The 21054-nt window shown below is 63.8% G+C and carries 20 protein-coding genes and 1 tRNA gene; 12 read left to right on the top strand and 9 right to left on the bottom strand.

Translation table 11 applies throughout. From position 1 onward, the window contains the following. The first annotated feature begins 64 nt into the window (after window positions 1-64). Together V6X63_RS04760 and narL are read left to right on the top strand one after the other, a co-directional pair. On the top strand, window positions 65-1846 hold the full coding sequence (locus V6X63_RS04760; protein WP_367967483.1) for a type IV pili methyl-accepting chemotaxis transducer N-terminal domain-containing protein: 1782 nt from the start codon (window positions 65-67) through the stop codon (window positions 1844-1846). Further along, a complete protein-coding gene (narL, locus tag V6X63_RS04755) occupies window positions 1846-2490 on the top strand; it encodes a two-component system response regulator NarL (protein ID WP_367978271.1) in 645 nt (214 codons plus the stop codon). Before V6X63_RS04760 ends, narL begins: the two co-directional genes overlap by 1 nt. A gap of 36 nt (window positions 2491-2526) precedes the next feature. Here narL and V6X63_RS04750 read toward each other — a convergent pair whose 3' ends face one another. Both V6X63_RS04750 and V6X63_RS04745 read right to left on the bottom strand, forming a co-directional pair. Continuing rightward, window positions 2527-2877, bottom strand: coding sequence for a carboxymuconolactone decarboxylase family protein (locus tag V6X63_RS04750; RefSeq protein WP_367967480.1), 351 nt, complete (start codon window positions 2875-2877; stop codon window positions 2527-2529). Between the two features lie 89 nt (window positions 2878-2966). Next, window positions 2967-3629 (bottom strand): CsgG/HfaB family protein, encoded by a 663-nt coding sequence (locus V6X63_RS04745; protein ID WP_367967479.1) that lies wholly within the window; start codon window positions 3627-3629, stop codon window positions 2967-2969. A gap of 272 nt (window positions 3630-3901) precedes the next feature. Between V6X63_RS04745 and V6X63_RS04740 the strand changes: the two genes are divergently transcribed. The 7 genes from V6X63_RS04740 to V6X63_RS04710 all read left to right on the top strand — a co-directional run bounded on the left by V6X63_RS04740 (window position 3902) and on the right by V6X63_RS04710 (window position 10057). After that, window positions 3902-5218 carry an acetamidase/formamidase family protein gene (locus V6X63_RS04740; RefSeq protein WP_367967478.1) on the top strand — a complete coding sequence of 439 codons (1317 nt, stop codon included), beginning with the start codon at window positions 3902-3904 and terminating at the stop codon, window positions 5216-5218. A gap of 86 nt (window positions 5219-5304) precedes the next feature. Continuing rightward, window positions 5305-6171, top strand: a complete 867-nt coding sequence (locus tag V6X63_RS04735; RefSeq protein ID WP_367967476.1) for a LysR family transcriptional regulator — start codon at window positions 5305-5307, stop codon at window positions 6169-6171. 2 nt (window positions 6172-6173) lie between these two features. Beyond that, a complete protein-coding gene (locus V6X63_RS04730) occupies window positions 6174-7028 on the top strand; it encodes an alpha/beta hydrolase (protein WP_367967474.1) in 855 nt (284 codons plus the stop codon). A 34-nt stretch (window positions 7029-7062) separates the two neighbouring features. Next, the gene (locus tag V6X63_RS04725) at window positions 7063-7746 is read left to right on the top strand and encodes a GntR family transcriptional regulator (protein ID WP_367967473.1); all 684 of its coding nucleotides are present in this window, start codon (window positions 7063-7065) and stop codon (window positions 7744-7746) included. Window positions 7747-7870: 124 nt separating this feature from the next. Beyond that, entirely contained in the window at window positions 7871-8227 is a 357-nt protein-coding gene (locus V6X63_RS04720) for a winged helix DNA-binding protein (protein ID WP_367967472.1), read from the top strand. Window positions 8228-8326: 99 nt separating this feature from the next. Then, the gene (locus V6X63_RS04715; RefSeq protein WP_367967471.1) at window positions 8327-9343 is read left to right on the top strand and encodes a zinc-dependent alcohol dehydrogenase family protein; all 1017 of its coding nucleotides are present in this window, start codon (window positions 8327-8329) and stop codon (window positions 9341-9343) included. Between the two features lie 24 nt (window positions 9344-9367). Beyond that, a complete protein-coding gene (locus V6X63_RS04710) occupies window positions 9368-10057 on the top strand; it encodes an SOS response-associated peptidase (protein ID WP_367978270.1) in 690 nt (229 codons plus the stop codon). 32 nt (window positions 10058-10089) lie between these two features. On the opposite strand, the gene V6X63_RS04705 is transcribed toward V6X63_RS04710, so the two are convergent. Together V6X63_RS04705 and putA are read right to left on the bottom strand one after the other, a co-directional pair. Continuing rightward, on the bottom strand, window positions 10090-11649 hold the full coding sequence (locus V6X63_RS04705) for a BCCT family transporter (protein WP_367978269.1): 1560 nt from the start codon (window positions 11647-11649) through the stop codon (window positions 10090-10092). An 80-nt stretch (window positions 11650-11729) separates the two neighbouring features. Further along, on the bottom strand, window positions 11730-15227 hold the full coding sequence (putA, locus tag V6X63_RS04700) for a bifunctional proline dehydrogenase/L-glutamate gamma-semialdehyde dehydrogenase PutA (RefSeq protein ID WP_367978268.1): 3498 nt from the start codon (window positions 15225-15227) through the stop codon (window positions 11730-11732). Window positions 15228-15315: 88 nt separating this feature from the next. Here putA and V6X63_RS04695 point away from each other — a divergent pair, with 88 nt between their 5' ends. Further along, window positions 15316-15789, top strand: a complete 474-nt coding sequence (locus V6X63_RS04695; RefSeq protein ID WP_367978267.1) for an Lrp/AsnC family transcriptional regulator — start codon at window positions 15316-15318, stop codon at window positions 15787-15789. A gap of 26 nt (window positions 15790-15815) precedes the next feature. Here V6X63_RS04695 and V6X63_RS04690 read toward each other — a convergent pair whose 3' ends face one another. After that, complete coding sequence (locus V6X63_RS04690; protein WP_367967463.1) at window positions 15816-16448, bottom strand: LysE family translocator; 633 nt, start codon at window positions 16446-16448, stop codon at window positions 15816-15818. 16 nt (window positions 16449-16464) lie between these two features. Continuing rightward, window positions 16465-16540 (bottom strand) — tRNA-Phe (locus tag V6X63_RS04685). A 65-nt stretch (window positions 16541-16605) separates the two neighbouring features. Between V6X63_RS04685 and V6X63_RS04680 the strand changes: the two genes are divergently transcribed. After that, the gene (locus V6X63_RS04680) at window positions 16606-17658 is read left to right on the top strand and encodes a tRNA-queuosine alpha-mannosyltransferase domain-containing protein (protein ID WP_367978412.1); all 1053 of its coding nucleotides are present in this window, start codon (window positions 16606-16608) and stop codon (window positions 17656-17658) included. Between the two features lie 33 nt (window positions 17659-17691). Here V6X63_RS04680 and V6X63_RS04675 read toward each other — a convergent pair whose 3' ends face one another. The 3 genes from V6X63_RS04675 to V6X63_RS04665 are packed head-to-tail and all read right to left on the bottom strand — an operon-like array spanning window position 17692 to window position 20491. Next, complete coding sequence (locus tag V6X63_RS04675; protein ID WP_367967461.1) at window positions 17692-17961, bottom strand: oxidative damage protection protein; 270 nt, start codon at window positions 17959-17961, stop codon at window positions 17692-17694. After that, entirely contained in the window at window positions 17958-19016 is a 1059-nt protein-coding gene (gene mutY, locus V6X63_RS04670) for an A/G-specific adenine glycosylase (protein WP_367978266.1), read from the bottom strand. The genes V6X63_RS04675 and mutY overlap by 4 nt, the downstream gene beginning before the upstream one ends. Next, complete coding sequence (locus tag V6X63_RS04665) at window positions 19016-20491, bottom strand: AsmA family protein (RefSeq protein WP_367978265.1); 1476 nt, start codon at window positions 20489-20491, stop codon at window positions 19016-19018. The genes mutY and V6X63_RS04665 overlap by 1 nt, the downstream gene beginning before the upstream one ends. A 63-nt stretch (window positions 20492-20554) precedes the next feature. Here V6X63_RS04665 and V6X63_RS04660 point away from each other — a divergent pair, with 63 nt between their 5' ends. Further along, on the top strand, window positions 20555-21031 hold the full coding sequence (locus V6X63_RS04660) for a host attachment protein (RefSeq protein WP_367967457.1): 477 nt from the start codon (window positions 20555-20557) through the stop codon (window positions 21029-21031). Window positions 21032-21054: the final 23 nt, after the last annotated feature.

Below are 21054 nucleotides of genomic sequence, written 5' to 3'. Positions count from 1 at the left end.
GGCAAGACAATGCTAGGCACTCCGAAGAGGGAGTCATGATCCAGCGCGTGAGCGGTTTGATCGGATGACCACGGCAGATGTGACGATAGGCCGCTATTCTCTTCGACTGCGCCTGGCGCTGGTGGTTATCGTCATTCTGTGCATCGCCTTTGCCGGCATGAGTGCGTCCGTGTATGTCGCCCAGTCAGCCCGCGATGATGCCGCCGCAATCAATCTGGCGGGTTCTCTGCGCATGCATTCCTACCGGATTGCACTGCTGCTGCAGGAAGACGCGAGCGAGGCACGTCTGGGTCTGGCTTTGGCCGATTTTGACGCAATCCTCAACAAACCCGCGCTTGAGCGGGCATTGCGGCGCAGCAAAGGGCGATCGGCAACGCGTTATCGCGAAATCATGGAACGTTGGAATGCTCGATTGCGTCCATTGGCTGCAGGCGCAACCGCGGCGGATTCAATAGCCTATCTGGATGAGGTTGATGCCTTCGCGGGCGAAATTAACTCCATGGTCGCAGCCCTCCAGTCAGAGGCCGAAGCCCGGGTCAGGTTGCTGCGGATCAGCCAGGCCGTCGGCATTCTGCTGACCTTGTTGCTGGCAGCGTTTGCCCTTTTGCAGCTGCGTAACGGTCTGATCCGGCCGCTGGAGCGGCTGCTCCAGACAATGGAGCGAATGTCGCATGGGGATCGCAGGGCGCGAGTGGATCGGGTGCCCAACAATGAAATCGGTGTGGTGGCCCAGCATTTCAACAGCATGGCGGCCACGGTGGAACGTCTTCAGTTCAACCTTGAGGCGGAGGTGGATGTCAAGACGGCGGCGCTTCGGCACAGCAATCAGTCTCTGGAGCTGCTTTACGATCTGAGCTGCAGACTGGTACCGCTGGAGCTGGATCGTGCCCATCTTCAACCCTTGCTTACCCGTGCCTGCGACGTGATGAGGCTGCGATCCGCTCAGCTCACTATGGACAATCCGCGAGCTGCCGGGAACCGCTTCACCGTGGACGCCGCTTATCCCCTCGATGCAAACAATCGATCATTGCCCGAAGACCGAGCGGTGACCCTGCGGTTTGTCCTGGGTGACAGCGACCCGCCATGCGGGGAGCTGGTCGTGGTGAGCGACGGGGGCAAGAGACTTTCCAGTGGAGACAGGAAGCTGCTCGAGGCCATCGCGGAGCGTTTCAGTCGGGCCCATGCAATTGCCAGGGCAGCAAACGAGCAGCAGATGCTGGCCCTGATGGAGGAGCGCACGATGATCGCCCGTGAGTTGCATGACTCGCTGGCACAATCACTGTCCTACATGAACATCCAGGTGGTGCGTCTGCGGAGCCAGGTGAGCGATCGCGGGTGGACGTCGCCGACTGTGGACGCCACGCTTGATGAACTGCGCGACGGCCTGAACACCGCCTACCAGCATCTGCGCGAGTTGCTTTCCACGTTTCGGCTTCGGGTTGATGAGCCCGACCTGGGATTGGCCCTGCGAAACACTGTCAGCGAATTCTCCCGGCGTGCCCCCGGGCTCGACATTCATCTCGATATCCGCGAAGGGGTAAGCGGTCTGCGGGCGAATGCAGGTGTTCACCTGTTGCATATCGTGCGCGAGGCGCTTGCGAACGTTGTTCGTCATGCCAGAGCAGAGCGGGCAACGGTCAGTATTGCGCGGGACTTGGCCCAGAATCGGCTACTGCTGAAAATCGAGGATGACGGAGTGGGAATCGATACCACAACCGTCAGTGATAATGGCGATCATTATGGGCTGAACATCATGCGTGAGCGCGCATTGCAGTTAGGCGGCACCTGGAAAGTAGAGCCGATTGGGAGTGGCGGTACGCGGGTCGAGGTCGGAGTGCCGTTTTAATGTCCCATCGTGTCCTGGTTATTGATGACCATCCGCTGCTCCGCCGCGGGCTGGGGCAGCTCCTGGCGCTGGAGCCGGGCCGCGGGCTCGAGCTCGCCGGAGAGGCAGGAAGCGGTTCGGAGGGCCTGCGCCTGGCAGAGTCGCTGGACCCGGATCTGATCCTGCTGGATCTGGAGATGCCCGGCATGAGTGGTGTCGAGACGCTCAAAGCGCTGCGCGAGGCCGGCTATACAACACCTGTGGTTGTGCTCACCGTCTCCGACCGGGACGAAGATGTTGCCGAGACACTGCGTGCCGGTGCCAGTGGCTATCTGCTCAAGGATATGGAGCCGGAGCGCCTGATTGACTCGCTATCGCGCGCGGTCGAGGGCGAGGTGGTGATCAGCCCCGCCCTCACCCCCACCCTCGCGAGGGCGATGAATGCCGACTCGGACAGTGATTCAGTCGGGATCGAGGCATTGACTGCCCGGGAGCGGGAAATCCTCGGCCGGTTGGCGCGTGGCCAGAGCAACAAGATGATCGCCCGCGAGCTGGATATTACCGCGGGTACAGCCAAGATCCATATCCGAAACCTGCTTCGAAAAATGAAGCTCCGCTCCCGCGTGGAAGCCGCTGTCTGGGCGGTGCGGAAAGGGCTCGGTTGAAGCTCCGACGGGTCAGCCCGATTCATTGGACTATTGCTAGTCCTCTTCCTCCTCCTCGTCTTCATCTTCATCTTCCTCGGAGAGGACATCCTCTATCCAGGTGAGGCCGGCGACTGCCGCCGGAAATCCCGCTGTGGGAATGGCCAGCAGCGCAACCTGGCGCAGGGCCTCGGCACTGAATCCCTCGTCAAGGGCACGACGCGTATGTGAGTGGGTGGCGCCCTCGCTGCCGATCCCGATCGACAGAGCCAGCTTCACCAGCCGACGCTCGCTGCCATCCAGCGGGCCCGAGTCGGCCACCGCCAGCCCCAATTCGCTGTAGGCATCCCAGACATCCGGATTGTTGGTGGCGACATCATTGGCGCCATGCGGGAGATCGTTGCTCATTGCTTGACTCCAGTGATCGTGCAGGCCGAGATGACCGACACGGTATCACGGCCTGATGATGGGCAAGGCGTTCATTCCCGCCTCTGCGCTCAGCGCATGGGCAGACTCTGCGTGAGCTGGTCGATGAGAATGGCCGTCTGCTCCTGACGCTGTTTGGATAGCGCATCCGCGGCGATGCCACCACCAACGGCACCCCCCACACCACCAACAATGGCGCCTGTATCATCACCCACTTCGGCACCAATGATGCCGCCACCGATGGCACCAAGCAGCTGCCCGGCGCGACGGGTCATGTTGGCACCGGTCCGGGCGCTGCCGGAGGCGGACCACAGGATGGTACCGTCCTCCACGTCCACCATCTGGGCGCTCATGCTCATGTCATCGCCGAACTCCGGGATATTGACCAGGACGACACTATCCACGTTCAGCACCTGGCCAGCCCGAGCGGCGCCGGAGGCCGTGGTGATCTGCGATCGTGAAAAGTCCTGCTCCTCGAGCACCGCGTTGATCTGGCTGCGCTCAATCGGGCTGTAGCCATGGCGCAGCAGGGCCTGATTGAACATGCTGGCGATCTGGTCTCGGGCGGCCTGTCCACCGACGCCTTCAACGGAAATCACCGCCGTGCGCTGGATGCTGGAGAAATCAAAACTGCGGTTGTACTCCCCGCTCCCGCTGACCGACGCGCAGGCGCTGACCACCAGCGCCATCGCCATCGCGAGCCACGGACCCTTCCATTCCCGGATCATCTGCATCGAACGTCTCCTTGCCATGTCCTGATCTCTCAGACCCCACAGCCCAGGAATGATTTCCCTCCTGGGGACCATTACTAGCGGGTCTATAGTCTCTAGCTTTGGCGGCGGGTCTGATGCCCAGCCGGAGCACTGGATAATGACCGAGGTGTGTTCATGAGTCACGTTTTTCATCACACCGATATGCCCGTCTGGGCCTGCTATATGACCGACGATTGCCATTCTCCGAATTCCGCCGGATACTCAAACCACAATCATTCCCGAGGAGCGAGAGTATGCTGGACAAGACCAAGAATCCTGCGCGGCGCAGCCTGGTGGTCAACGAGTTCACTAATTCCGTCCTGGATCCCGACGGGCCCATGCTGGGGCCGGTGGAGGATGGCGGCACGATCATCGCCAACACCGCGCCGGGCTGCTGGGGGCCGATGATCACGCCCAGCCTCCGTGGTGGACACGAAGTCACCCGCCCGGTGGAGGTGGCCGGCGCGGACGTCGGTGACGGTCTGGCCATCCGCATCCGTGACATCACCGTGACGGCCATCGCCACCGCGTCAGGCCATGACTCGTCCCCCGAGGGTTTCTGCGTGGGCGACCCCTATGTCGCCGCGCGCTGCCCGACCTGCGACACGGTCTGGCCGGAGACCCATGTCGAGGGGATCGGTCAGGACTCAGTACGCTGCGATGTCTGCGGAAACCCCGTCAAACCCTTCGAGATCGTTCATGGCTACACGGTGGCCTTCGACGACACGCGCAGTGTTGGTGTAACGCTGCCCAAGGACGCCGCCGAGAGGGTCGGCCACGAGGCGGATCATTATGCCGCCCTGCCGGATGGCAGCCATCAGCATTCGATCCTCAACTACGCGCCATCCGATATGCCGGGAGCGCTGGTTCGGATGCGCCCGTTCCTGGGCCAGCTTGGCAGCTGCCCGTCGCGCGCCATGCCGGATAGCCATAATGCCGGTGATTTCGGCGCCTTTCTCGTAGGGGCCCCGCATGACTACGCCATCACTGCGGAGGAGTTGGCCCGGCACAAAACGGATGGCCATATGGATATCGATGCGGTGCGCGCCGGTGCGATCCTGGTGGCACCGGCCAAGGTGAAGGGCGGTGGGCTCTACCTTGGTGATATGCATGCGGGTCAGGGCGATGGCGAGATCGCAGGCCACACCATGGATGTCTCCGGCAGCGTGACGCTGCAGGTGGAAGTCGTGAAGGACTATCCCATCGATGGACCGGTGCTCTTCCCCCTGGTGGAGGATCTCCCGCCCATGGCACGACCTTTCTCCCCCGAGGAGCAGGCGAAGGGCGAGCGGCTGGCCCGTCGCTGGGGGATGGAGACGCTCGAGTCCATGGCGCCGATCTCCGTGATCGGGACCGCTGCCAATCTTAATGAAGCCATCGACAACGGATTGGAGCGGGCAGGGCGTCTGCTGGATATGTCCGTGGCCGAGGTCCGGAATCGGGCCACGGTGAATGGCGCGATCGAGATTGGCCGTGCGCCGGGCGTCATCCAGGTGACTTTCCTTGCGCCGCTGGCAAAACTGGATGCCGTTGGTCTCGGGGACTACGCCCGGGAACAGTACGGCGTATAGCCCCACGAGGCGGCTGCATCGCGCGGCCGCTCATTGATCGTTTTGTATCTGGGGTTTCGCCATGTCGTTCTGTAAGATCGAACGACATGGCGTTACTCAACTTCCATCATCTCCGCTATTTCCATGTGGTCGCCCACGAGGGGCATCTGACCCGCGCGGCGGAACGGCTGAATGTCTCCCAGTCCACGCTCTCCGCGCAGATCCGGCAGCTGGAGGATCGCCTGGGACAGAAGCTCTTCGAGCGCCGCGCGCGGGCGTTGCATCTTACCGAGGCCGGGAGGATCGCACTGGATCATGCCGATACCATCTTCGCGACCGGCGAAGAGCTGGTGGCGACGCTGCAGCAGACCGGGCAGCCCCGCCAGGCGCTCAGAGTCGGCGCGCTCGCGACCCTCTCCCGGAATTTCCAGCTCGCATTCCTGCGGCCGGTTCTGGACCGGCCCGATGTGGAGGTCATCCTGCGCGCCGGCAGCGCGGGTGAGCTGTTCGAGGCGCTGCTGGCGCTGCAGCTCGATGTGGTCCTCACCAACGAGCCACCCCGTACCGATGCACTGCATCCCTTCATCACGCACCGGCTTGCCGAGCAGCCGGTCAGCCTGATCGGGACGCCGGCGCTGGTGGCATTGGGCGATTCGCTCGAGAAATGGCTGTCCGCCGCGCCACTGCTTCTCCCCAGCCGCTCCAGCGGCCTGCGCACGGCGTTCCGGGCCGTGCTCTCCAGTCTCGACGTGCGGCCCCGGATTGCAGCGGAAATTGACGATATGGCCATGCTCAGACTGCTGACGCGGGAGGGTGTCGGTCTCGCCGTCATTCCGCCGATCGTCGTGCAGGACGAACTCGATAGCGGTGACCTGGTCGAGGCTGATCGCCTTCCGGCGATGAGTGAGGCGTTTTATGCCGTGACCAGTGAGCGTCGCTTCCCCAATCCGCTGCTAAGCGACATGCTCCCCTGAGCATGGCGCTCTGGATCCTGGCCGCCGTTGGCCTGGCCGCCCTCCTGCTATGGGGCGGGGGCAGATGGCTGCATCGGAGCCTGGCGCCGCCGCGCCGGCCCGTGACCGGGATGCCTGCCGATCACGGCATCGACGGTCATGAAGTCTTTATTCCCACCGCACGCGGGCGGCGGCTCTCAGGATGGCTGCTGGATGGTGACCCGAAGGTGGGCCGCGTTGTGATCTGCCATGGCTGGGGCGTCAATCGCCTTTTCATGCTGGCATTGGCGAGACCGCTGCAGAACGCCGGCTGGCAGGTGCTGGTTTTTGACGTGCGCAATCACGGCCGCAGTGATTCCGACAACTTCTCATCCATGCCGCGCTTTGCAGAGGATATCAGTGCCGCGGCCACCTGGATGCGGCGCGAGGATGATGGCAGCGAGGGCCCCCTGGTTCTGGTCGGGCACTCCGTCGGCGCGGCGGCGACGCTACTGGCGGCTTCCTGGCGGACTGACATCGACGGTGTCATCAGCCTCTCCGGCTTTGTCCATCCCGAGCGCATGATGAGACGCTGGCTTGCGGACCGACGGATTCCATTCATACCCATCGGGTGGCTTGTGCTCCGTTATGTGGAGTGGGTGATCGGGTTTCGTCTCGATGCCATCGCCCCCGTTAACGTCATTCGGCATATCCATGTGCCGGTGCTCATTGCGCATGGCCGCCGCGACCGGGTCATCCCGCCGGAGGATGCCGAGGCCCTTGCCCGGGCCGGTGATCCGGCGACCACCAGATTGGTCTGGCTCGAAGGGGGACACGACCTGAGTCAGGAGCTGACGGATCAGTGGCCGAAACTCGCGGATTTCCTTGCCCGCCTCTGATCGACGGGCATTGCATGCCAATACCACCTTCCGCATGATGCCCCATCCACGCAGCCACCACTCGGCGCCGAACATCAGCATGGACACCGTCACTGATCAGGTCTGCCTGGCCATCCGGCAACGTATCCTCCACGGCGAATTCGCGGGCGGGGAGTTCCTGCACGAGCAGTCGCTGGCGGATGAGCTGAACACCTCGGTGGGCCCGGTGCACGAGGCGCTGGATCGGCTGGCCGCCGACGGCTGGATCGAACTCATTCCGTACCGTGGGGCCCGCGTCATCGAGTGGACCCATGAGGACACCCAGGAGGTGTTCGAGCTGCGCGCGCTGCTCGAGGCCTATGGCGCGCGGCGCGCCGCCGCCCGTATTCGCCCGCCTCAACTGGCTCGCCTTCGCGCGATCGTGGAAGAGGAGAAAGCGCTCGTGCAGCAGGCGGAGCCGCCTCATGACCGCCTCAGCGAGCTTAATCTTGAATTCCACGAGACAATCCTGGTGGGCGCGGGTAGCCGACGTCTGCAGCGCTCGCTGGAGACGGTCCTGCACGGGGCGATATCGGTCCGTAGCACCTATGGACTGAGTCGCATCGCCATGGATAAGGCGCTCGATGAGCACGAGGCCATCGTCGATGCGCTGGCCAACGCTGACGGCGAGCGGGCGGCCGATCTCATGCACATCCACATTCTCTCCGTGGCCCGTGGTCAGCCCGACGGACGGAGCTAGCGCCGGCGGAAACCGGTCACGGAATCCACGCCCAGCCAGATACTAAATTAGTAGCCGAAATTCGTTGCGACCCGTCCGTGGCGTGGATAGCGTCCACAGCTTTGCGGACATAGAGGGGATTGCCATGGAGCGGCAGGAGGCGCTGGCGGATGCACGTCTGACCGAGCGGCTGCGGGAGGCGCTGTCGCCCGCCTTGCCCTATGGCGCATCCCTGATCCCGCTGGATATCCTCGTCGTCGTTTCCATCGCCCATCACCTCAACCAGCCGCTCAGCGTCAAGCAGCTCCTCGCCGTCCTGCCGTATTCCGTGACCGGTATCCGCTATAACCTCGCCCAGCTGGTGGCCGATGGCTGGGTGATCAAGTCGCGTAAGGGTGACGACCGGCGTCAAGTCCACCTTCTGCCCACGGAGCAGGTGGCCGATGCCTTTGCGAAGGTCAGGGCCGAATTGCTGAAGACGATGGAGCCACCATTGCGTTGAGACACGCCGAAGATTCCATTCCCGATGCTTGCATTGCCGTTTCGCGCTCCTCAGCATGAGTGCTGAATAAAAAGCTGAGCACTACTCGAGGAGATCGGCATGGGTAATCGTGTACTGAGACTCGCCCCCGGCGGTGGCTTTGACCAGGTCAGTATTGAGGAGGCTGAGGAGCCTTCTGCTCCCGGACCGGGGGAGATCACGGTCCGGCTGCGCGCCAGTTCCCTCAACTTTCACGACTACGGCGTGGTCAAGGGTCCCATGGCGCCGAAGGATGAGGCTCGCATCCCCTTGTCCGACGGCGCCGGCGAGGTGGTCACCGTGGGCAAGGGCGTGACCGAGTTCGTCGAGGGTGACGCCGTGGTCAGTACCTTCTTTCCTCACTGGCTGGATGGCGATCCCGAGATCGAAGGATTCGGCGGGACGCCGGGTGACGGCATCGATGGCTACGCCCGGGAAAAGGTCACCCGCCCGGCCACCGCATTCACCCGTATCCCGACCGGCTGGAGCCATGCGGAGGCGGCCACGTTGACCACCGCCGGCGTGACGGCATGGCGGTCGCTGTTCGTCCACGGCAATCTGCAGCCCGGGCATACGGTGCTCACCCTGGGTACCGGGGGCGTGTCGATCTTCGCGCTACAGCTTGCCGTGGCGGCGGGCGCACGCGTGATCTCCACTTCGTCAAGCGATGAAAAACTCGAGCGTCTGAAGGCGATGGGGGCCGAAGCGGTTATCAACTACCGCGAGACGCCGGAATGGGGCAAGGCAGTGCGTGAACTGACCGGGGGGCGTGGCGTGGATCATGTCGTTGAGGTCGGTGGTCCGGGGACGCTTCAGCAGTCCATGGTGGCCGCGGCAGTGGGCGGTCATATCTCGCTCATCGGTGTGCTCACCGGTGTAAAGGGCGACTTCCCCCTGATTCAGGCCCTGTTGCGCCAGCAGCGGCTGCAGGCTGTGCTGGTGGGAAGCCGCCGGGATCAGCAGGACATGGTCGCCGCGATGGAGGCCACCGGTATCCGGCCGATCATCGACCGCCACTTCCCATTGGATCAGCTGGTGGACGCTTTCCGGCATGAGGAGAGCGGCGCTCACTTTGGCAAGATCTGCATCGATATCTGACGGGGCGGATGCCGGTCCGGCCTCATGTGTGGACGCTTCGACCTGCATGCCTGGCCCGAAACGGTGGCTCGGGCGCTCGGCGTCAGTGCTCCGTTCACCGGCTGGGATGCGCACTACAACATAACGCCGGACCGGCCGATCGCGGCCGCCCTGCCGGCCTCGTTGGTGGACGGTCGGACAGGCTCCGGGTCCCCGGGAAAGCCGGTGCTCGATTACGCCTGGTGGGGGTTCCGGCCGGACTGGGCGAGCGATGATGCACCGGCACCCATCAATGCCCGTGCCGAGACCGTGGCTCGATCGCGCTATTTCCGTTCCGCTTTCCGGCATCAGCGTTGCCTGATTCCGGCCAACGGCTGGTTTGAATGGGAAAAGACATCAACCGGCAAGCGGCCCTGGTACGTGACGGCGCCGGATGATGCCGTGCTCTTCTATGCCGGTATCTGGGCCGGGTCGGAGCATGAATCGGGACGCTGCTGCGCGATCATCACCGAGCCGGCCCGGGGCGTCGCCGCGGATATCCATCCACGCATGCCGCTGGTGCTGGATCGGGCCTGTTGGCACGCCTGGCTCGACACCAGTCTGACAGAGCGGGATGCGGTCCGGCAGGCCGTCCACCGGCTCGACCCAGATAATCTGCGGGCGTGGCCGGTATCGACGCGGGTCAATCGACCCAGCGAAGACGATGAGTCATTGATTGAGCCGGCGGATGGATAAGGCTCAGGCACTGAATCCGGGGCAGGGCCTTGTCACCGCACCAGTCCCTGGCGGCGCGCCATTGCATAGGCGGCCTTCGGCCCGGTCCACAGCGATGGCAACAGGATCAGCGAGACCGGGATGGCCGTGACGACGATGAACTGCTGGAGTGCCGAGATCTGCCCCGCGCCCATATAGAGGAGGATGCCCGCCATCACGGCCAGGGCAATGCCCCAGAAAGCTCTGACGATGGTGCTCGGCCGGTCATGCCCGGTGGCTACCATCGAGATGGTATAGCTCATCGAGTCGCCCGTGGTGGCGACGAAAATCGTCGTCAGTATGAGGATGGCGACCGCCATCAGGCCTCCGAGGGGGAGGGCTTCCGCCACGGTTAGCGTTGCGACGTCAAAACGAAAGCTCTGCAGTGCTTCAGCGAGATCAATGGTGCTGTTGAGTTGGTAGTAGATCCCCGAGCCTCCAAGCAGTGTGAACCAGATCGTGGTGGCGACGGGTGCGGCCACGCAGATGGCAAGGATCATCTGGCGAACGGTGCGGCCACGGGATATCCGCGCGACAAATAGAGCCATTAGCGGTCCATAGCCGATGAACCAGGCGAAGAAGAACACCGTCCACCATTTCATCCACCAGTCGGGGGCGGTCTGCGTGGTCATGGTGGCCATGGACAGGAAGTTGCCCAGGTAGGCACCGAGTGCCTGGGTATAGGCATCCACAAGGAAGAGTGTGGGACCGAAGATCAGAATGACCGCGCCGATGACGAGGGCCAGATAGATATTGAACCGGCTCAGCAGCTGGATCCCGCGATGGATCCCGCTGACCGCCGAGCTGACGTAAATGGTGCCGAGAATGACGAGCACGGAAAGCTGTGTGCCGTATCCATCGGACAGGCCGAACAGGACGTTACCGCCATAGGCCACCTGCGTCGCAAGGAAGCCGATCGGTCCGACCGTACCGGCAACGACGGCGATGACGCAGACCGCATCGACGATCCCGCCGGGTAAGCCATGCATCACGCGATCACCGAACACCGGGTAGAGCAGGGTCCGCGGTTGCAGTGGCTGTCCCTTGACGTAGTGAGCATGGGCCAGTACGAGGCTCGTCAGTCCGCCGAGCACGGCCCATGCCAGGAAACCCCAGTGCATGAAGGACTGGGCGAGGGCACCCTGGATCGCTTCGGTGGTACCGAGCTCCGCATCGAACGCCGGTGGACTCTGGGCGACGAAGTGGTAAACCGGCTCACCGGCGGCGAAGAACACGCCACCCCCGGCGAGCAGGGTGCACATGATGATGGCCACCCAGCGGAACGTGCTCATCTCGGGTTCTTCGAGGTCGCCCATCATCGCCCCGCCGGCTGGCGAGATGGCGACCGCGATCGCGATCACGAAGGTCAGAAGCAGGAGCAGCTGGAAGTAAGCGCCGAGATATTTGGCCGTCCAGCTGAACCCGGCACCGACCAGCTGCGACAGCAAATCGACGTCGTATACGGAAAGTCCGATGAACAAGAGGATGAATCCGACGCTGATGCCCAGCACCCAAGGATCACCCAGCTCATTTCCGTCTCGAGCCGCTGCTGTTCGATGCGGGTATCCCGCCATGTCATCTCCCCGGTGAAAAAAGAGCGCCATCGTGGGGAGGAAGAGGCGGGAAGTAAAGTTGATGGCGCCAATCGCTACACTTACTGAACCTTCGCCAGCAGCTGTGCATTGCCTCCGGAGGCAGTGACATCCACGCAGACATGACGCTCGTGGTTGACATGCGCCCGGTCTGGGCAAGCGGTGATGACCGGCAGTATGGCGCCGCTTCGCCGGGAAAGTGCCAGTGCGTACGGTCGTGCGCCCGCCTCGTCACCCCACCAGATCACACCCGAGAAGTCCTCTAGGGTCTCCAGTGCCTCGGGGGAGAGTTGGCCGGCTACTTCAATGGCCGTCCCGCCGAGTGCCTCTACCTGGCGTCGCTGCTCGGCCGCTGCCTCGGGGCCCGGGCCAAGGCACAGGATCGGTGGCCGTGGGATATGGTACAGGCGGTTGGACTCGCCGGTGGGGCCGGGCATGTCCACACTCTCGGCGGGCATCGCCGGGGCCGGCACGGCATTGATCCTGGACTGAATGTCCGACGGGTCCGCCGCGTCTTCCGCGACTCCGGTCGCTGCCGTGGGGACGTCAGGCGCCGCAAAGCGCGGCACATAATCGGGTCCACCCGCTTTTGGACCGGTGCCCGAGAGTCCTTCGCCACCGAAGGGCTGGCTCGCCACGATCGCGCCGATCTGGTTCCGGTTGACGTAGATATTGCCGGCATGCACCCGATCGACGATGTGCTGGACCCGATCCTCGATGCGGGTGTGCAGACCGAAGGTCAGGCCATAGCCACGGGCATTGATGCGCTCGATCACGGCGTCCAGATCCTGTGCCCGATAGCTGGCGACATGGAGAACCGGACCGAAAATCTCGCGCTCCAGATCCTCGATGCCATCAACCTCAATCACCGCGGGGCCGATGAAATGTCCGCCGTCCGGCGCGTCTACCTGCTTGATCAACCGTCCATCGCGGCGGGCCGAGTCGATGTAAGCACCGATTTCGGCGGCGGCGTCGGTGTCGATCACCGGGCCGATATCAGTGGACAGACGCCAGGGATCGCCCAGCCGCAGCTCGTCCATGGCGCCGAGCAGCATTTCCATGAAGTCGCTGCGGACATCCTCCTGGACATACAGGCAACGCAGGGCCGAGCAGCGTTGGCCGGCCGACTGGAATGCGCTTGCCACCACATCCCGGACCGCCTGCTCATGCAATGCAGTCGAATCGACGATCATGGCGTTCAGCCCGCCCGTCTCGGCAATGAGCGGAGTGCCTGGCGCAAGATGCTCACTCATATTGCGCCGAATGGCCCGGGCCGTATCAGTGCCGCCGGTGAAGGCGACACCATTGATCCGCCGATCGCCGGTCAGCGCGGTGCCCACGATGGCGCCGTCGCCGGGCAGGAATTGCAGAGCGGACTGCGGGACCCCCGCCTCGTGCATGAGTGCCACACCCTTGGCGGCCGTTAACGGTGACTGTTCGGCCGGCTTGGCCAGTACGGCATTACCGGCTGCCAGCGCCCCGGCGATCTGGCCGGTGAATATGGCGAGCGGAAAGTTCCACGGCGAGATGCAGGCGAAGCGCCCCCGGGGAGTCGGCTCCAGGCATTTCGCCTGGCGGGCGTAATAAAAGAGGAAATCGATGGCCTCGCGGAGCTCACCCACCGCATCCAGCAGGTTCTTGCCAGCCTCCCGGGCGACGATCGCCAGGATTTCGCCGAAGTCGCGCTCATAGAGCTCGGCGACGCGCACCAGCACGGCGGCGCGCTCACGCGGACTGGCACCCCACGGCGTTGCTGCCGTGATGGCCTGTTCAACCTCTGCCGCCGTGGCGTCACGAACCAGGCCCACTGTATCGCCGGGATCGGCCGGGTTGACCATGGAATGCCATTCGGCCCCCTCCGGGTCCACCGGGATGACCGTGATGGGCATCGCTCTGAAATCGCGGTCCCGGAACGGGCGCCGGGCGCCCTCGATGCAGTCCAGATCGGCGATATCCCCCAGATCAAAACCCCGCGCGTTGCGCCGCGTGGGCAGGAATATCTCCGGCCCACAGGCAAGGCCCGGATTGACCGGCTGCACGACGTCATCGAGCGCCTCAAACGGGCAGGCGACGACTTCTTCCGGCGCGACAGCCTCATCGACGATCTGATTGACGAACGACGAGTTGGCCCCGTTCTCGAGCAGTCGCCGGACCAGGTAGGCGAGCAGGTCACGGTGTTCTCCCACCGGTGCGTAAATACGACAGCGCGTGCCGTTGCGTTCCATGACGATGTCGTGCAGCCGCTCGCCCATGCCATGCAACCGCTGGAACTCGAACGCATCGCGCGGTATCGCCATCTCGTCGGCCATCGCCAGTACCGCCGCCACCGAGTGGGCATTGTGGGTGGCGAACTGCGGATAGAGCCGGTCGGTCATGCCCAGCAGCTTGCGCGATACCGCCAGATAGCTCACATCACTGCCGGCCTTGCGCGTGAACACCGGGAATCCGTCGACGCCCAGCACCTGGGCGCGTTTGATCTCGGTATCCCAGTAGGCCCCCTTGACCAGTCGCAGTGTCATGCGTCGGTCGAGGCGTTCGGCCAGCTGATACAGCCAGTCCACGGTATCGGCGGCCCTCTGGCCATAGGCCTGTACGACCATGCCGAAGCCGTTCCAGCCGGCAAGGGCCGGGTCGACCAGCGTTGCCTCGGCAACCTCCAGCGAGAGGGCGAGTCGGTCCGACTCTTCGGCATCGATGTTGAAGCCGAGTCCCTTCTCCGCGGCCAGCCGGGCCAGTGCAGCCACCCGCGGCACCAGCTCGGTCAGCACCCGGTCGCGCTGGGCCAGCTCGTAGCGGGGATGGAGCGCCGAGAGCTTGACGGAAATGCCTGGGTTCTCACGGCTGTCGTCATGATCAGCCGCGTCACTGATGGCGAGAATCGCCGCGCGGTAGGCGTCGAAATACTGGTCTGCATCGGCGGCGGTTCGGGCCGCCTCCCCGAGCATGTCATAGGAGTACGTGAAGCCCTTTTTCTCGAGGCCTCTGGCGCGTTTCATCGCCGCCTGGATGGATTCACCAAGGACGAACTGGCGTCCCATCTCCCGCATGGCGCGTCCGACCGCGGTACGGATGACCGGCTCCCCAAGTCTCTTGAACGCGCTGCGCAGGTTGCGGGTTACTCCCCGGCCCTCGTCGTCGAGTATGCGTCCGGTGAGCATGAGGGCCCAGGTGGAGGCGTTCACCAGACTGGAGCTGGAATGGCCCATATGCTGGCCCCAGTCGGATGGTCGGATCTTGTCCTCGATCAGGGCGTCGATGCTGGGTGCATCCGGCACCCGGAGCAGCGCCTCGGCCAGGCACATGAGCGCAATTCCCTCATCGGTGGAAAGCCCATATTCGGCCAGGAAGACCTCCATCAGTCCGGGCCGTGCACTGCTGCGGATCTCGCGGACCAGCTCCGCGGCATCATCGACGATGCGCTGACGCTGTTCCCGGTCGAGTGCTGCTGTATCGACCATCTGCTGCAGCGCGGGTATCTCGGCCCGGCGCATGCCGTGGGTGAGTCCCGCCGGCAACTGGACGGGGCGGTCGGTGTCGAGTGCGCTGATTCGAATATCCATGTATCCCACGATAGCGGAGAAGTAATGGTAGATTGTCTCGAAAAAGCCTTTTTAAGAATATTTTCAGGCTGTTTTTTAAGGAAAATACATGCCAAACGAACCGTCTTCTGCCGAAACCCTCGACCGATTGGATCGCGCCATCCTTCGTGTGCTTTCCGTAGACGGCCGTATCAGTGTCGCTGAGCTGGCTCGCCGGATCGGTCGGTCCAAGACGCCGACCCAGGCGCGGCTGCGCCGGCTGGAGAAGGCGCGGGTCATTCGCGGGTATCGGGCGATCCTTGATCCGATCGGCATCGGCGCGGCCCATGTGGCATTCGTCGAGGTGAAGCTGTCGGATACCCGAGAGGCGGCCCTGCGTGATTTCAATGAAGCAGCGCGGGACATACCCGAGATTGAGGAGTGTCACCTGATCGCCGGAGGCTTCGATTACCTGCTCAAGGTCCGTACCCCCGGCATCGCGACCTACCGGCGGGTACTCGCCGAGAGCATTTCGAGTCTGCCGCATGTGGCTTCAACCAGCACTTATGTCGCCATGGAGGCGGTCAAGGAGCTGGGCCCCTGAGGGCGGGATTCCGGCGGGAGCCCGCTTCAGGCGGTGATGAGGTCGAAGACGATCTTGGCGGAAAAGCCAAGGAACGCAACGCCGGCCAGGCGCTCGATCCAGTGCTGATGATCTTCCAGTCGAACCAGCAGGCCCGTCGAAGCGGTGAGCAGGCTGACGGTGGAAAACCACAGCAGTCCGCAGATACCCACGATGCCGACCACCGCAGCCAGCACCCATGCCGGTGTGCCGGGCTTGATGGCGGTGCCGAATATGCTGCCGAAAAAGACGATGGCCTTGGGATTGGTGAGGTTGACGAACAGACCGAGCAGGACCGGATTGCGTGGGCCGGCGGGCTCCCTGGGGGGTTCCCGCTCGAGGTGCCGTTCGGGCATACGGGCCATCAGTAGCCCGATGCCCAGATAGCCCAGGAACACCGCACCACCGATACGAACCACCACCTCGAACCAGTCAATACGATTGATCAGCGTCGACAGGCCCGCGGCACTGAGCGCCGCATAGGCTGTAATACCGATGCTCACCCCCAGCGCCGTGAGAATGCCGGCACGCTTTCCGCGGGCAATGGTATTTCGCACGACCGCTACAAAATCCGGTCCCGGCAGCATGAGGGCGGGGGAGAAGATGGCGAAGACGCCGAGTAGTGGCAGAACGGTTTGCATAGGGAGACAGATTATTTGGTGGCCAGGGAGAGAATCGAACTCCCGACACGACGATTTTCAGTCGTCTGCTCTACCAACTGAGCTACCTGGCCGCCGGAGAGCGGTATTCAAACCGATGCGGCCGGACGGGTCAAGCTGAACCCCCTAAAATGGAATGATGCGCCGACGTATTCTTCTGCTCTCTGCCTACCAGTCCGACAGCCATGCCTGGTGGGTGCGATGGCTCCAGCAAGCCTTTCCGGGCATTGATTGGCGCCTGTTGACCCTGCCCGGGCGCCATTTCAAATGGCGGATCCGCGGCAATCCCCTGTCCTGGCTGGACGAGATCGAGTCGGCCTGCAGGGGCGCTGACCAGGTGGTGGCTACGTCAATGGTCGACCTGGCCACCCTGAGAGGGCTCTGTCCTGCGCTCGCCCGGATCCCTGCAATCTACTATTTCCACGAAAACCAGTTCGCCTATCCTGTCGGTCCCGGCCAGCGGCACACGCTAGAGCCCCGGGTGGTGCAGCTCTACGGCGCGCTCGCCGCCGAGCGTCTCGTGTTCAATTCGGACTGGAATCGCCGGAGTTTTCTCGCCGGTGTTGATGCGCTGCTCGAGCGAATGCCGGATGCCGTTCCAGCAGGCGTGGCGGCGCGACTGGGCCGCCGTTCGATGGTCCTGCCGGTGCCGATCGCCGAGCTCACCAGGCCAGCCACGGAACATCGGGACCCGCGGCTAATCGTCTGGAATCATCGCTGGGAGTATGACAAGGCACCCGAGGTCTTTGCCCGGGCGCTGGATCGCCTGGCGGCCGATGGGCATGACTTTCACCTTGCCTTGCTGGGGCCGCGTGCACCGAAAACACCGGCGGTCCTCCGCGGATTGGAAAAGCAGTGGGCGCCACGGATCGTGGCCAGTGGCTGTGTGGCGAGGTCAGCGTATGGGGCGATACTGCATCGTGCGGCCATCGCCGTCAGTACCGCCATCCATGAGTTCCAGGGGCTGGGTATGCTCGAGGCGGCGAGCGCCGGCGCAGCACCACTCGTTCCGGACGCCCTTGTCTATCCCGAGCAGTACGCCACGGCCTACCGGTATCCGGCGGGCGACGCTGACGCCCTTGCCACACGGCTTGGGCAATGGCTCGGTGAGCCACCCTCCGTGCCGGACGTCAGTGCCTGGTCTGAAGCCGCCCTGAGGCCATCCTGGGCAAAGGTCCTCAATGGCGAGTGAACTGGTGCAGCCATCGGGTGAAGCCGCGCTGTCTCATTCCTCCGGCTGGTAGTCCGGCGGCGGCGCCGAGCCCTCGCCGAAGAAAAAGTTCTCCATCTCCTGCTCAAGGAACTGCCGCGCCTTGGGGTCCATGGGGGAGAGCCGATACTCGTTGATCAGCATGGTCTGATGGCCGAGCCACATCTGCCAGCCCTCCTGGCTGACGTTCTCGAGGATGCGCTCACCCAGTTCTCCGGGATAGGGCTGGCGCTTGAGTTTCTGGCCTTCGCGGCCAAGCTTCACGCAATGGACCGTATCGGTCATTCCGTTGGCTCCTCTTGATGAATCAGGCGGTGGACCGGGGCGGGAAGTCCCGGTGTTTCGTCCGACCGTGGGTTGTACCAAAGAAGGCGATTGTCCGCCACGACGGTCTCATCCATCAATTGCGCCCGAACTGGCTGGATATCCAGGCTGAAGTGCGTGAATTCGTGGCGCACGGCCGTTGGCGTGTCCTCCAGCAGGCGGATCTCGGCACCGAGTTGCTCCCGCGCCCATGCTTCAGGGTCGCCGCTCGCTTCCGGCAGTGACCACAGGCCGGCCCAGATGCCGGTGTCGGGCCGACGCTCAAGCAGGATTCCGCCATGCCCTTGAATGATGAGCATGGTCGTCTGGCGGAGTGGCTTTTGACGTCGGGGTCGGCGGCCCGGGTAAAGGGTCGGGTCGCCCTTGGCAAGGCCTCGGCAGCCGCTGCGCAGTGGGCAGCGCTGACATGCCGGTCGCCGGATGCAGACAGTCGCGCCCAGATCCATCATCGCTTGATTGAAATCGCGGGTGCGCCTGACCGGCGTCACGGCCTCGCTCAGTGCCCACAGGCGGCGGGTCACCGAGGCCTTGCCGGGCCAGCCGGGCACCGCATAGTAGCGCGCCAGGACACGTTTGACGTTACCGTCAAGAATGGCGTGTGGCGCGTCGCGCGACAGTGACAGGATGGCACCCGCCGTCGAGCGTCCGATGCCGGGCAGCGCGGATACGTCATCCAGTCCATTAGGAAACGTGCCGTCATGCTCGCTGACCAGCACCTGCGCGCAGCGGTGCAGGTTGCGGGCGCGGGCGTAATAGCCGAGTCCCGCCCAATGGACCAGCACTTCATCCCGACTGGCGGCAGCCAATGATTCGACATCCGGAAACCGCTTCATGAAGCGCTCGAAGTAAGGGATGACCGTACTGACCTGGGTCTGCTGCAGCATGACCTCGGAGATCCATACCCGGTAGGGCGTGGCCGGGTGCTGCCAGGGCAGATCATGACGGCCGTGGCGTTCGAACCAGTCGAGGACGACGGTCGCGAAGTCCCCTGCCGCCACAGGATCCGCGGCGGACATCAGTTGATCAGCCCCTCAAGGCGCTCACGCAGCTCGTCGACCTCTTGCTCGATCCGTTCACGAATGCGCGTCCCCTGGCTTTCCTGGAGCACCCGGGCAACGTCGACAGAAATGCGGGGCTGATTCCAGCTGCCCTGGATCTGCAGGGGGATCGTCACGCCCCGCAATGATTCGAGGGGATCTCCGCCCTGTCCCTCGATGCTGCCCACGATATTCACATCCAGTGTCAGCGCAAGGGTCTGCTCCACGAGATCGCTCCGGCCGCCGCCACGTATCCTGAGCAATGGCGAGTCAAGGCGGATGTCCTCGCTCCGGGCTACGCCATCGCGCACCGTGACACGTCCGCTGAAGCTCGTGAAGTCGGTCTCGGGCGTTTCGGTGTCGGGCGGCGGGGTGCGCCCCTCAAGACGCGCCACCGCCTGACGGATAACCCTTGCGATATTGATGCCGCGCAGGGCTCCGTCACGGATGCTGAACTCGGCTTCCGCATTCAGGCTCGCGAGGGGGGGATCGCCACTGGACAGTGCCAGAGCACCATTGGCGGTGATACCCGCTTCGCCGGTCACCCGCTCAACGCCGGTGAGTGCGGCGAGCAACGGTCCCATCGCGACGCCATTGAGGCTTTCGTCAAAGGTCAGGGGCATCTCCGGCGCATCGCTCTCGAGGCGGATGTCGCCGTTGTAATCACCCTGGTAGAAGAGGGCGGAGAGGGGGTGGATCCGCCAGCCCGACGCCGTCGGGTTGATGTCGGTGCTGATCTCGCGGATTTCCAACGCGTTGGCTGTGAGCGTTGTCTCCCTGAGAGACAACGTACCATCGCGGCGGATGATGACATCGCCCGCCAGTCGGCTGTTCCATCGCCTCTCGCCGCGCCTGATCACTGCCTGCAGTGTCAGCGGCGTCGCCTGGCCGATGGTCACCGCGCCGAGGTCGAGATTGATCAGGTCGACGGTCAATACATCGCCCGTGGTCTGATCCTCGTAACGGATTCGACCATCCGAGAGGTCGATGCCACCGAGGCTGAGTCCGGCGAGCCATTCCGATGATGGCGCCATGCCGCCCGAGCCGGCGGTGGGTTGCCCGCTGCCGCCAGGGAATCGCCAGTTGGCCAGACCGTCGGCATTGCGGATGAGGTTGATGGTGGGCTGTCGCAGCTCCAGTGTCTCCAGCTCGATACGGCCTGTGAAAAGCGGCATCACCGCCAACCCCGCGCTCAGGCCCTCGGCGCGCATCAGGGGCCTGTCGGGAAAGCCGGTGCCGCTGCCCAGTCGAACCGTGCCCAGTTCGACGCCGAGGCGCGGGAACAGGCTCCAACCGATATCGCCGCTCAGGGTGAATGTGCGTCCGGTCTCGCGCTCCACCGCGGCCGCCAGTTGGTCGCGGTAGTCATTCGGATCGAACAGCAGCGCCACGGCCGCAACCGCGGCGAGGACCAGGCCAGCCATCCCGCCGATCGCGATGAACAACCACCTCATGATGTTTGTCTCCCCAGTAAGGGCAATGATGAAAAACGCCGGACGACAGGAAGGAGAACACGAATGATGGAAGTCTGCATCGTCGTAGCGGATGGATCCCGCGCCCGCGTCTTTGAATTGACTCACCCACAACAGCCGGAGTTCGAGAGCGGCCCCGATCTGCGGGAGATTGTCTCGCTGGCGGCGCCTGAACACGCCGGGCGGGATCAGGCCATCTACAGCGAGGGGATTACCGGCCGCAATCGGACCGTCGCCGGCGGTGGACATGATTACGATGAGCATCGCGATGCCCACGATGACGAGGTGGAGCGACAGTTTGCCCGCGATATCCTCACCGACCTGGCATCACATGGCGCGGATCGCAACATCCTCTGCGCAAATCCCCGCATGCTGGGTTATCTGCGCGATGCCAGGACTCACTTTGCCGGTCTGGAAGTCACGGAGGTGCAGAAGGATCTGACCGCACTGGCGCCGCGTCGCATTCATGAGCAGCTGGCCAACGAGGGACTGCTGCCCGCCCGAAAGCCGCCGGGTGCCTGATGCGAGTCGATTGACGCCCGTCA

This window comes from Spiribacter onubensis (assembly GCF_040838425.1).
GTDB classification, from domain to species: Bacteria; Pseudomonadota; Gammaproteobacteria; order Nitrococcales; family Nitrococcaceae; genus Spiribacter; species Spiribacter onubensis.
The sequence above is the reverse complement of the archived record's forward strand: the minus strand, read 5'-3'. Positions and strand labels throughout refer to the sequence as shown.